This window comes from Pseudomonas sp. FG35 (assembly GCF_057809295.1).
The window spans coordinates 580,425-592,695 of sequence record NZ_JBMDJR010000001.1; the positions used below are offsets into that span (position 1 = coordinate 580,425).

Consider the following 12,271-nt stretch of genomic DNA (forward strand, 5'->3'; position numbering starts at 1 on the left):
AACCAAGGGGGCTCAACATGAAGGACATGAACAGCGGCTACATCACCCGGGACCATGGCGCCGTGCGCCCGTTGATCCTGACCCAGCGCACCACCGCACCGGGCCCGGACACGCCGATCCTGTTCCAGGAGACGTGCCTGGGGCTGGCCAACGATCAGAGTCAGTTGATCCTGCGCCGCTATTTCGAACGGTTCAGCCCGACCGAGGCCCATTGGGTCGAATACCTGCACACGATTCCTACCGCCGAATTCATTCAATGGATCATGACTCACGGCCAGTTGCGCATCGAGTGCTCCGACAACACCCCGCACAGCCACGTCCACGCTTGAACAAGGAAACACCATTGATGAGTAGCCATCGCTCACTGGCCGTGTTGTTTGCCGCCACCCTCAGCCTGTCGGGGTGCAGCAGCAAGAAGCTTCCGACCGAGCCGCAGGCCGGGTTTTTACGGGATTACAGCGTGCTCAAGGAAGGGCAGACCGCTTCGGGGCAGACGATCCTGAGCTGGGTCAGCCCGGCATTGGCGAGGGGCCGTTACACCCGGGTTTACCTGGCGCCGAGCGAGTTTTATCCACGGCCCCAGCCTTCGCCGCGCATTCCCCAAAGTACTTTGTCGGGCGTAACCCATTATTACGACGCAGCCCTCAGGCTGGAGCTGGGCAAAGTGCTGCCGCTGGCGTCGAAACCCGGCCCGAACACACTGATCGTCAAACCGGCCATCACCCAGGTCGCGGCCAGCACTCAGGGCCTGCGTTTTTATGAATGGCTGCCGGTGACGCTGGTTGCGGCCGGCGTGAGCAGCGCCACCGGCATTCGTGACCGCGACAGTGAAATCGCCACGGAAGTGTCCTTCGAGGACGGCTCGACCGGGGAAGTCGTGGCCGAAGTGGTGCGCAAGGGCAAGGGCGTGCCGCTGGAAAACGACAAACAGGTCATGACGCCCGATAACGTGAAAGCCGTCCTCGATGGCTGGGCCACGGACTTGAGTCAAACCTATGTGCCGATTCAGCGGGCCGCGCTGCGCTAGAAGCAGGGTGGTCTAACATCATCAGGCGTAGTTCGATTTCGGGAGTGCCTGATGTCCGTGAGTGTTGCCCTGCGGTTACCGTCGATTGACAGCCTGTTACGCCACCCCGCGTGCCAGCCATTGGCCGAGCGTTACGGACGCGAGGCGCTGTTGACGGGGTTTCGCCAGTTACTGGATGACTTGCGCGAAGCGGTGGTGGCGGGGCAACTGACCGCCGTTGAAATCAGCCCTGAAGCGCTGGCCGGAAGAGTTGCCGAACGTCTGGCATTGAAGCAGCGCAGCCAGGTGCGCCGGGTGTTCAACCTGACCGGCACCGTGCTGCACACCAACCTCGGCCGGGCTTTGTTGCCCGAAGAAGCCATTGACGCCGTGCAACTGGCGGCGCGCTATCCCTTGAACCTGGAATTCGATCTGGCCAGCGGCAAGCGCGGTGACCGCGACGACTTGATCGAAGGCCTGATCCGCGAGCTGACCGGCGCCGAAGCCGTGACCGTGGTCAACAACAATGCCGCCGCCGTGCTGCTGACGCTCAACAGCCTCGGCGCTCGCAAGGAAGGCATCATTTCCCGGGGCGAGCTGATCGAGATCGGCGGCGCGTTTCGCATTCCCGACATCATGAGCCGCGCCGGCGTGCGCCTGCACGAGGTCGGCACCACCAATCGCACCCATGCCCGCGACTACGAGGCGGCAATCAGCCCACGCAGCGGCCTGATCATGCGCGTGCACGCGAGCAACTACAGCATCGAAGGCTTCACCGCCCGGGTGCCGACCTCCGAACTGGCGGCGTTGGCCCATCGGCATGACCTGCCGCTGCTGGAAGATCTTGGGAGCGGCAGTCTGCTGGACCTGACCCGCTGGGGTTTGCCGGCGGAACCGACGGTGCGTCAAGCGTTGCTTGATGGCGCCGACATCGTCACCTTCAGCGGCGACAAACTGCTTGGCGGGCCGCAGGCGGGGGTGATCGTCGGGCGCAAGGACCTGATCGCGAAGATCAAGAAGAACCCGCTGAAACGCGCGTTGCGGGTCGACAAACTGACGCTGGCCGCACTCGAAGCGGTACTCGGGCTCTATCGCGACCCGGATCGTCTGGCCGAGCGTTTGCCGAGCCTGCGCCTGTTGACCCGACCGCAAGCCGACATTCTGGCCCAGGCCGAACGCCTGCAACCGGCCTTGGCCGAACTGCTGGGCGAGGGCTGGATCGTCACGGCGCAGCCAGCGCTGGGCATGATCGGTAGCGGCAGCCAACCGGTGGCGCGCCTGCCGAGCGCAGCGCTGTGTCTGCGCCCACAGGTATCGAAACGCCTGCGCGGACGTTGCCTGTTGAATCTGGAAGCCGCGCTGCGCGCCTTGCCGATCCCGGTGCTCGGGCGCATCGATGACGACGCGCTGTGGCTGGATCTGCGGCAGCTCGACGATGAACCGGCGTGGCTGGCACAACTCGGGCAGTTGCAAACGTGATCGTCGGCACGGCAGGGCACATCGACCACGGCAAGACGTCACTGCTGCAAGCGCTGACCGGGCAAACCGGCGACCGCCGCCCGCAGGAACGTGAGCGCGGGATGACCATCGACCTCGGTTATCTGTACGCAGAACTGGCGCCCGACGCGGGGCTGACCGGTTTCATCGACGTACCGGGGCACGAGAAATTCACCCACAACATGCTCGCCGGCGCGCAGGGCATCGATCTGGTGTTGCTGGTGGTGGCGGCGGATGACGGCGTGATGCCGCAGACCCGCGAGCATCTGGCGATCGTCGAACTGCTGGGCATTCCACGGGCGCTGGTGGCGATCACCAAGTGCGACCGGGTCGAGGCGGGCAGAGTGGAGGAAGTTCGCCGACAGGTTGAAAGCCTGCTAGCAACCGGGCCCTATGCCGAAGCGCCACTGCTGACGGTTTCCAGCGTGACAGGTGAGGGCGTCGATGCGCTGCGCGAAGCGTTGCGGCAGATAGAAGGCGAGGAGCGCAGTCGCGAAGGCGGTTTTCGCCTGGCCATCGACCGGGCGTTCAGTGTCGCCGGCGCCGGGATCGTGGTGACGGGGACGGCGCTTTCGGGCTCGGTCGCCGTGGGTGACAAGCTGAGTCTCGGGCCGGCGTGCAAAACCGTGCGGGTCAGGGGCCTGCACGCGCAGAATCAAGCCGCCGAACAAGCCTTCGCCGGCCAGCGCGTGGCCCTGAACATCAGCGCGGATCGTCTGGAACTCGGGCAGATCCATCGCGGCCAATGGTTGCTCGCCGAATGGCTGCACGCACCGACCCAGCGGCTGGATATCGAATTCCGGTTGTTGCCGGGCGAGCGGGTTTTCGAGCATTTCCAGCCGGTGCATCTGCATCTCGGCACTCAGGACGTGATCGCCCGAGTCGCCTTGCTGGAGGGTTCAAGCCTGTCGCCTGGCGAGCGCATGTTTGCACAACTGCTGACGAACGTCCCGGTGCACGGCGTCCACGGTGATCCGCTGATCCTGCGTGACGCCAGCGCCCAGCGCACGCTCGGTGGCGGGCGCGTCCTTGATCCCTTCGCCCCGGCCCGCCAGCGGCGCAGCCCGGAACGGCTGGCGCAACTGCGTGTGCTGGCGATCAGCTGCGAGCTGGAACAGGCCTTGCCGACGTTGCTGGAATACAGCGCAAGCGGCCTCGACCCGCAACGCCTGGAACGTCAGTTCAATCGTCCGCGTGACGGCTGGACGCTGCCGGACAACGTCCGCCTGATCGAAACCCGTCAGGGGCCGGTGCTGTTCAATGCGCAGCGCTGGGGGATGCTCAAGTTCAACTTGCTGGAACAACTGGCGCGCTTTCATGAACTGGAACCCGATCAGATGGGCCCGGATCGTGACCGTCTGCGGCGTTTCAGCGGTTTGAGCCTCGAACGCGCAACGTTTATCAGCCTGCTGGAAGAACTGCTCGGCGCCGGTTCACTGGTCGCCAGTGGCCCGTGGCTGCATTTGCCCGACCATCAAGTGCGCCTGAGTGCCGACGACGAAACCCTGTGGCAGGCGCTGCAGCCATTGTTCGAGCAGGCCGGTTTCGATCCTCCGTGGGTTCGTGACGTGGCGAAAGTCGTCGGTCAGGAAGACGCGACCGTGCGTTTGCTGCTGCGCAAACTGGCGCGCCTCGGCGTGATGCATCAAGTGGTGCGCGACCTGTTTGTCAGCGACATCACGCTGCGGCAAATGGTGGCGGTGCTGCTGCGTCTGGCCGAAGAAAATCCGCAGATCGAAGTCACGGCCTTCCGCGATGCGCTAGGCTTGGGACGCAAGCGCAGTATTCAGATCCTCGAATACTTCGACCGGCTGGGCCTGACCCGGCGCGTCGGCGAAGGCCGGCAAATCCGCACCGACAGTGCGCTGGCCAACCCCGGCGCGGACTGAGTTCAAGGAAGGCAATCGCGCCCGGTGGCGCGGCCGGGCTTCAAACCCGGTTGGGGACGGCATCCGTTCCCGGGCAGGTTCGACTCCGGCTGCCTTCCGCCAATTTCCCTCAAAAGCCCAACGGGTACTGGATCACCACATAGATCCGGTCAATGTCATCCCCGGCCTGGGCGCTGTTGGCCCGGTGCGAAACGTGAGACAGCTGCACCGACAGATCCTTGGCCGCGCCGGACTGGACGATGTAGCGCAGATCGATGTCGCGTTCCCAGTGTTTGCCGCCGTCCCCTTGCTGAGGCTGATATTCACCGGAGTCCGCGTCGAACGGGTTGTAGGCGCCGCCCTTGGGCGCGTGAGTGCCGTCGATTTGGCTGCCGGAAACGTAACGGGTCATGAAGTTCAGCCCGGGAATGCCGAAGGCGCCGAGATCCAAGTCATAACGCGCTTGCCAGGAGCGCTCGTGAGCGCCGTTGAAGTCGGCGTATTTGATCGAGTTGGCCAGGTAGATGGAATCGCCACCGACAAAATCGAACGGCGTGTCGCCATTGATGCGTTGCCAGCCGAGCATCACCGCGTGGGCGCCGAAGGTGTATTTGCCCGAGAGGCTGAACGCGGTGTTGTCGATGTCGCCGGCCAGTGCCTGCCCGGTGTCGCGGGTGTGGTAGACGTTGGCGTCGAGCAATAGACCGGACTGTTTGAAATGCAGGTTGGCGTAGTACTGGCGCCAAGTGTCGCTCAGATCGGACGCATACAGCGCGCCGCCGACCGGGCTGTCGCTGAACAGATCGGTGCCGACAAAACTGATGCTTTCGCCTTGGGTGCTGGCGCCATAGCCTTGAAAGTCGCCTTTGCCGGAGGAACGGTCCTGGTTCTTGAACGCCGTGAAGCGCCCGGCCACGACGCGTGCGTTTTCGATCTCGTGGCTGTCGAGCAGCAACCCCGTGGCGTATTCCGGTTGCAGGCGTTTGTCCGAGGTGTCGAAGACCGGCGTTTCCACGGTCATTTCACCGAAGGCGAGGGTGGTTTTCGAAGTCTTCAACTTCAGCGCACCACCGGCGCTGGAGTATTCGCTTTCGCTACGGCCATCACTGTCCACCGGCAAAAGTCCGGTGCCGGAGTGCCCCTTGCCGCCATCGAGTTTCAGCCCATAAAAGGCGTGGGCATCGAGACCAACCCCGACGATTCCTTCAGTGAAACCGGATGCGAAAGTGCCGATAAACCCCTGAGCCCACTCCTGTTTGTAGTTTTTCCCGGCGGGTGAGGGCGAGCGGTAGTCGTTGCTCAGGTAGAAGTTGCGGCTGAGCACTTCGGCCTTGGCGTCGTCGAGAAATCCGCTGGCAAATGCCGAGTCGGCCATTGCGCAATACAACAGTGCCAGGGCGAAACGCGGTTGCATGAAACCTTTCATGTGTCAGTGACCGGCCGTGATGGAAGTTGCCGGATACTGAAGCAAACCGTCGTGCTGCGATTGAGCGGATGTGCTGAGTCAGCGTCCTCAGGTCACCCGGCCTTTTCGTTGCCTGGAAGGATCGACAGCGGCGGCTCTTGATGCCTGCAAAAGACTGGCGAAGGCCGCCCTGTCGATCGGGCGACTCATGTAATAACCCTGGACTTCGTTGCATTGATCCTTGCCCAGAATGTCCAGTTGTTCCTCGGTTTCAACGCCTTCAGCGGTCACGGTCAGCCCCATCGCTTTACCCAGTCCGATGATGGCCTGCACCACCGCCCGATCATTGGCGCCGGTGCTGATTGAAGCAATGAAACGTTTGTCGATCTTGATGCCATCGAACGGGTAGGCACGCAGATAGCCAAGGGAGGAATAACCGGTGCCGAAGTCATCCATGTTCAGGCGCACGCCCAGTTCCTTGAGCGCGGTCATGGTGGTCAACGCGCCGTCCGTGTCGTTGAGCATTACGTTCTCGGTGATTTCCAGCTCCAGCCGGCTGGCCGGGAAGCGAGTACCCACCAGCACTTCGCGTACATCTTCGACCACATCGCTGATCGCAAACTGCGCAGGTGACAGGTTGACCGACAGGAGAATATCCGCCGGCCAGGTCAGTGCCGTTTCACAAGCCTCACGCAGGACCCAGCGACCGAGGGGAACAATCAGGTCGGTCTGTTCGGCCAGCGGAATGAATAAATCCGGTCCGAGCAACCCTTTTACCGGATGCTGCCAGCGCACCAGAGCCTCGACCGAAACGATTTCCTTGCCATCGACCTTGTATCGGGGTTGAAAGTGCAGCACGAACTCATTGTTCGTCAGGGCCCTTCGAAGGTCGTCCTCCATCTGCCGACGGGTTTGGATCTGATCGCTCATGTGCGCTTCGAAATAGCACCAGGTGTTTTTGCCTTCGGATTTGGCCTGGTACAGCGCAATGTCTGCGCAACGGATCAGCTCACTGGCGACGTACCCGTGACGCCGGCTCAGAGCGATGCCGACACTGGCGCCGATGTGCAACGGTTGCTGTTCGAAGAGGATGGGTTGATGCAGGCTGCCGATCAGGCGTGTGCAGAACCTGTCGATCTCCTGATGCGTGTCCATGCCGCAGAGCACCACGACGAACTCGTCACCGCCCAGACGGGCGACGATATCGTGGTCGCGCGTGCATTCGCGCAGTCGGCCGGCAACCTCTTGCAACACAGCATCGCCGGCGGGGTGCCCGAGCGAATCGTTGATCGGCTTGAAATTGTCCAGGTCAATCATCAGCACCGATAAAGGCGGGGCGTGCTCCTTGAGCAGCAGAGCGTCGTCCAGATAGCGCGACAGTTTGTTGCGGTTGGGCAGGCCCGTCAGCGCGTCATGCAAGGACAGGTGCTGGATCTGCGCATGGGCGGCGACCTCATCGGTGATGTCGCTGGCCGTGCCGCGATAGCCGACCACTGCCGTACTTTCCACGATCGGCCTGGCCGAGAGACGGCAGTGGCGCTGTTGCCCCTCGCGGTCACGGTAGGTGCAACGCAGGTCGCTGGCGTTGCTTTCCTCATCGAGTTTCTTCAGCCACAGATCCAGCGGAGTGGTGTCGCAGACAAGCAAGTGTCCGATGTGTTTCCCGATCCACTGGGCCTGCGGATAACCGGTGACAGCACTGAACCGGGTCGACAGATAGGTGATGGACAACGCTTCATCCACCTCCCAGATCCAGTCGGACGCCGCTTCGGCCACCGCCCGAAAGCGCTCCTCGCTGGCTTCCAGTGCGCGGTTGGACGCCAGCAATGCCTGATTCGACGCCTGCATCGCTTCAAAACTGTCGTCGACATACCGCGAGGAACGTAGCGCATGGCGAAAGAACCAGACCGTCAGGGCCATCAACACGAGCAAAGCGGGGCCGAGCGTTGGCAGCAACGACCAGAGCAGATGCCGGCCCGGTCGCTCCAGATCGGCAACGAGGCTGTATCCGGTGCTGTCCAGCGGGACGCGAGGCTGGCCCGGGTCGATGGTGCCGTCCGGTGCCAGCGACAGATTGTTCAGCCCGTACCCGCTGCCGATCTTGCGCAACTTGGTGGGTGTCAGTTTGTCGACGAATACCAGTACCGAAGTCTTTTGTGGATCGCCTACCGGGCGCTCATCGTTGGGAAGGATCGCCGCCGCGGTGACCAGCGCCGGCCAGTCTTCGAACAATGAATAAGTACTGACGGGCTTGGTCAGGTCGGGCTGACTCTGCACTTGCTCCACCAGACTGTTCGCCGAAAGCTGAAGGAACTGGGGCAGTTGCGCATCGAGCATTTGCCCGCGAACGACGGCGTATTTGGTGCGTTCTCGATCCAGCACGAACAGACCGTCATAGCCGTCGCTGGTAAACAGGGTCTTGCCCATGTTCTGCTCGGTGTAGGCCCAGTTCGTGTCGACCGTACCGCTCAAACGCTCATAGGCTGTCGTCCAGTAGGCGTAACTAGTGATGTAGTTCTTCGATGCCGTGATTCGGTTCTCCAGCGCCCGGGCCGAATAGAACCGGACGTCATTGACGTCATCCTCATCCAGTTGAGTGGCAATGCCGAGCAACGCAGCGGTCGCCGCCATCACTCCGGCAATGAACAGCGCACCCACCGCGACGGCCAGACGCCGGGTGACAGAGCCCTGCAGGGTGGGTAACGACGTCGCACGGCTGGAGATGTCCATTTGCTCGTCCTTGATCCGGTATTTCTTCAATCTAGAACATCTTCGGCTTCGAGATGTTCAGAAGTTGCGCCAAGCGTGTCTGCCCGCTCAGGTCCCCTTGCGCAAAAGCACAAGACTTCACGCTCAAAAGCCGGATAATGGCGGCCAATTTGTTTAGCCCGCTATTCTGGTAACCCGCATGGAAATCAAGGTCAATTTTCTCGACAACCTCCGACTCGAAGCCAAGTTCGATGACTTCACGGTGGTGGCCGACCAACCGATCCGTTACAAGGGCGATGGCTCTGCTCCGGGTCCGTTCGACTATTTCCTGGCGTCTTCGGCCTTGTGCGCGGCTTACTTCGTAAAGTTGTACTGCAGCACCCGCAATATCCCGACCGAAAACATTCGTCTGTCGCAGAACAACATTGTCGATCCGGAAAACCGCTACAACCAGATCTTCAAAATCCAGGTCGAGCTGCCGGCGGACATTTCCGAAAAGGATCGCCAGGGCATCCTGCGCTCGATCGACCGTTGCACGGTGAAGAAGGTGGTGCAGGCCGGGCCGGAGTTCGTGATCGAGGAAGTCGAGAACCTCGACGCCGATGCCCAGGCCCTGCTGATGCCGGCTTCCACGTCCGGCGCGGGCACCTGCATTGCCGGCAAGGACCTGCCGCTGGAACAGACCATCGCCAATATGTCGGGGATTCTGGCCGACCTGGGTATGAAGATCGAAATCGCTTCGTGGCGCAACATCGTGCCCAATGTCTGGTCGCTGCACATCCGCGATGCGCAGTCGCCGATGTGCTTTACCAACGGCAAGGGCGCGACCAAAGAGAGCGCGCTGGCCTCGGCGCTGGGCGAGTTCATCGAGCGGCTGAACTGCAACTTCTTCTACAACGACCAGTTCTGGGGCGAAGAGATCGCCAATGCCGAGTTCGTGCATTACCCGGACGAGCGCTGGTTCAAGCCCGGCGCCAAAGACGAGTTGCCTGCGGAAATCCTCGACGAATATTGCCTGGGCATTTACAACCGCGACGGCGAACTGCGCGGCTCGCACCTGTACGACACCAACTCCGGCAACACCCAGCGCGGTATCTGCTCGCTGCAGTTCGTGCGTCAGTCTGACGGCGAGGTGGTGTACTTTCCATCCAACCTGATCGAAAACCTGTTTCTCAGCAACGGCATGAGCGCCGGCAACACCCTGGCTGAAGCCCAGGTGCAGTGCCTGTCGGAAATCTTCGAGCGGGCGGTCAAACGCGAAATCCTCGAAGGCGAAATGGCCCTGCCGGATGTACCGCAAGAGGTGCTGGCGAAGTACCCGGGCATCCTCGCCGGGATCAAGGCGCTGGAAGAGCAGGGTTTCCCGGTGCTGGTCAAGGACGCGTCGCTGGGCGGTGAGTTCCCGGTGATGTGCGTGACGCTGATGAACCCACGCACTGGCGGCGTGTTCGCCTCGTTCGGCGCCCATCCGAGCTTCGAAGTGGCACTGGAACGCAGCCTCACCGAGTTGCTGCAGGGCCGCAGCTTCGAAGGCCTCAACGATCTGCCGCAGCCGACCTTCTCGGGCCAGGCCGTGACTGAGCCGAACAACTTTGTGGAGCACTTCATCGATTCCAGCGGCGTGGTGTCGTGGCGTTTCTTCAGCGCCAAGGCCGACTTCGAATTCGTCGAGTGGGATTTCTCCGGCAACGGCGAAAACTCCAACGCCGAAGAGGCCGCGACACTGTTCGGCATCCTTGAAGACATGGGCAAGGAAGTCTACATGGCGGTCTACGAGCACATCGGCGCCAAGGCGTGCCGCATTCTGGTGCCGGACTATTCGGAGATCTACCCGGTAGAAGACCTGATCTGGGACAACACCAACAAGGCACTGCAATTCCGTGCCGACATCCTCAACCTGCACAACCTGAGCAAGGTCGGCCTGCGCAACCTCGTCAAAGGCCTGGAACACAGCGAGCTGGACGATTACACCGACATCACCACGCTGATCGGCATCGAGTTTGACGACAACACCCCATGGGGCAAGTTGACCATTCTCGAACTGCGCCTGCTGATCTACCTCGCCTTGCAGAAGTACGAGCAGGCCAAGGATCTGGTCGAAGCCTTCCTGCAATACAACGACAACACCGTCGAGCGCGGCTTGTTCTATCAAGCGGTCAACGTTGTGCTGGAAATGGAGCTGGACGAGGATCTGCAGTTGGAAGACTACGAAGCCAACTTCCGCCGCATGTTCGGCGACGAGCGCATGGATGCGGCGATCGGTTCGGTCAACGGCAGCGTGCGCTTCTACGGCCTGACGCCGACCAGCATGAAGCTGGAAGGGCTGGATCGGCACCTGCGCCTGATCGAGAGCTACAAGAAACTGCACGCAGCGCGGGCCAACTTCGCGGGTTGATTCCGTTGGCAGCAGGCACAAAAAAAGCACCTTCGCGGGTGCTTTTTTTGTGGTCGGCAGATGATGGTGTCAGAGCGCGGCCTTCACCTGCAATCCAAACACCAATGCATTGTCGATGTCCTGCCCGGAGAACGCGCCTGGCTCGATGATGTACTGCACATTCGGACGCAGCGTCAGCCATGGAGTGGCTTGATAGCCGTAGCCGAGTTCGATCAATTGCTCGGCGCTGTCCAGATTGGGGAACGCGGCGCCATTGGCAGTGGCGGTGTCCTGCAGCACATCGCGGCTGCGCGGGTTCGGCACTGCGCGGCCGTAACCGAGCGCCACGGTGTCGCGAGGGCGGCCTTCAAAGGGTTTGTACAGAACCAGGCCGGTGCCGTACCACTTGCTGAATGGCGAGGCCGCTTCGCTGGCCGCCGAGTATTGGCCGAAGGCGTGCAGGCTGCGGCCTTCGGAGACGTCCGAAGCCCACACGGCCTGGTCGATCAGGACGTAATGGCCGCCGCGCCCGGACACTTCCTTGTCACTGCCGATGCGTTTGACGTCGGAGCTGTCGTAGTAATAACCGAGCTTGTACTCGCCGGGCAGTTTGCCGGCCTGCTTGTAGACCAGCTCAATCGGCACCACGGTACCGGTGGTGTGTTTCGGGCCCAAGTGCCAGGCACGGCTGGAGTTGCCGTTACTTTCCGGATCGACATTGAACGCGGCTACGCGTAGTTGCCAGGCCGGGGAGAGGTCATATTTCACCCGCACACCGAGGTGGGCGTTGGGGTAGTTGGTCCAGCCGCTGCCACCTGACATGTTCAGCGGATGGCCGCAGAAGCCGGCGTTCATGAAATTGCAGAGAATGCCGCTGTCGAGGCCGCCGAGGTCGTTGCCCATGGCCATGTAGCCGAGTTTGACGTTCAGCGCCGGGGTAAACAGGCTGCGCTCGTAGCTCAGCTCGGTCAGGCGGGTGTAGAGGCCGCCGTAGTTTTCCTGGATGGGCAAACGGTTGCCGACCAGATCTTCAGAAGCACTGTTGCCGCGACGGTCGTTGATGGTCAGTTGGATCTTGCCGGCGTTATCGACGCCGTACAGTTTGCTCAGGTCGAACTGCGCGCCGAGCTTGATGTTCTGCGAATAGCGCGCCGAGCGATGCAGACCGCCGTCGGCGTTGTAGGCGGTTTCGCCGGTGTAATCGCCGGTGAACTTGATGCCGTCTTTATCGAGCTGGTGGCGCAGGCCGCCCCAGTCGCCGGTCAGGGTATTGCGGGTGAACACGTTCGAATCGGTATCGGCGAGAGCGGGCAGGGCAGCGCCGCAGGTGAGACCGAACAGCATGCCGGTGAAGACCCCGGCGTGGGAAAAGCGAACAGCCAATGACATTGCTGAAATCCAGAGCGAAGGAC

Annotated in this window: 8 protein-coding genes and 1 tRNA gene; 6 read left to right on the forward strand and 3 right to left on the reverse strand. The window is 61.9% G+C overall.

The annotated features are described in order from the left end of the window. Positions 1-17: 17 nt before the first annotated feature. The 5 genes from ACODTD_RS02530 to ACODTD_RS02550 all read left to right on the forward strand — a co-directional run bounded on the left by ACODTD_RS02530 (position 18) and on the right by ACODTD_RS02550 (position 4,494). Positions 18-329 (forward strand): hypothetical protein, encoded by a 312-nt coding sequence (locus ACODTD_RS02530; RefSeq protein WP_011334117.1) that lies wholly within the window; start codon positions 18-20, stop codon positions 327-329. Between the two features lie 17 nt (positions 330-346). After that, positions 347-1,027, forward strand: a complete 681-nt coding sequence (locus tag ACODTD_RS02535) for a DUF3313 domain-containing protein (protein WP_011334118.1) — start codon at positions 347-349, stop codon at positions 1,025-1,027. A 51-nt stretch (positions 1,028-1,078) separates the two neighbouring features. Beyond that, complete coding sequence (gene selA / locus ACODTD_RS02540; protein WP_011334119.1) at positions 1,079-2,485, forward strand: L-seryl-tRNA(Sec) selenium transferase; 1,407 nt, start codon at positions 1,079-1,081, stop codon at positions 2,483-2,485. Beyond that, positions 2,482-4,392, forward strand: coding sequence for a selenocysteine-specific translation elongation factor (gene selB / locus ACODTD_RS02545; RefSeq protein ID WP_011334120.1), 1,911 nt, complete (start codon positions 2,482-2,484; stop codon positions 4,390-4,392). The genes selA and selB overlap by 4 nt, the downstream gene beginning before the upstream one ends. Before the next feature lie 6 nt (positions 4,393-4,398). Next, positions 4,399-4,494 (forward strand) — tRNA-Sec (locus ACODTD_RS02550). A 7-nt stretch (positions 4,495-4,501) separates the two neighbouring features. Here the strand turns inward: ACODTD_RS02550 and ACODTD_RS02555 are convergent. Further along, complete coding sequence (locus ACODTD_RS02555) at positions 4,502-5,785, reverse strand: OprD family porin (RefSeq protein ID WP_041475271.1); 1,284 nt, start codon at positions 5,783-5,785, stop codon at positions 4,502-4,504. 99 nt (positions 5,786-5,884) lie between these two features. Then, the gene (locus ACODTD_RS02560; protein ID WP_489104394.1) at positions 5,885-8,506 is read right to left on the reverse strand and encodes a bifunctional diguanylate cyclase/phosphodiesterase; all 2,622 of its coding nucleotides are present in this window, start codon (positions 8,504-8,506) and stop codon (positions 5,885-5,887) included. A gap of 178 nt (positions 8,507-8,684) precedes the next feature. On the opposite strand from ACODTD_RS02560, the gene ACODTD_RS02565 reads away from it, so the two are divergent. Continuing rightward, positions 8,685-10,880: an OsmC domain/YcaO domain-containing protein gene (locus ACODTD_RS02565; protein WP_489104395.1), complete on the forward strand. Its 2,196-nt coding sequence runs from the start codon at positions 8,685-8,687 to the stop codon at positions 10,878-10,880. Between the two features lie 69 nt (positions 10,881-10,949). On the opposite strand, the gene ACODTD_RS02570 is transcribed toward ACODTD_RS02565, so the two are convergent. Further along, complete coding sequence (locus tag ACODTD_RS02570) at positions 10,950-12,248, reverse strand: carbohydrate porin (protein WP_201818618.1); 1,299 nt, start codon at positions 12,246-12,248, stop codon at positions 10,950-10,952. Positions 12,249-12,271: the final 23 nt, after the last annotated feature.

What these genes read in the sequence shown, in the direction of transcription:
- ACODTD_RS02530 (WP_011334117.1), top strand. Translation starts at nt 18, where the DNA reads ATGAAGGACATGAACAGCGGCTACATCACCCGGGACCATGGCGCCGTG.
- ACODTD_RS02535 (WP_011334118.1), top strand. Translation starts at nt 347, where the DNA reads ATGAGTAGCCATCGCTCACTGGCCGTGTTGTTTGCCGCCACCCTCAGC.
- selA (WP_011334119.1), top strand. Translation starts at nt 1,079, where the DNA reads ATGTCCGTGAGTGTTGCCCTGCGGTTACCGTCGATTGACAGCCTGTTA.
- ACODTD_RS02555 (WP_041475271.1), bottom strand. Translation starts at nt 5,785, where the DNA reads ATGCAACCGCGTTTCGCCCTGGCACTGTTGTATTGCGCAATGGCCGAC.
- ACODTD_RS02560 (WP_489104394.1), bottom strand. Translation starts at nt 8,506, where the DNA reads ATGGACATCTCCAGCCGTGCGACGTCGTTACCCACCCTGCAGGGCTCT.
- ACODTD_RS02565 (WP_489104395.1), top strand. Translation starts at nt 8,685, where the DNA reads ATGGAAATCAAGGTCAATTTTCTCGACAACCTCCGACTCGAAGCCAAG.
- ACODTD_RS02570 (WP_201818618.1), bottom strand. Translation starts at nt 12,248, where the DNA reads ATGTCATTGGCTGTTCGCTTTTCCCACGCCGGGGTCTTCACCGGCATG.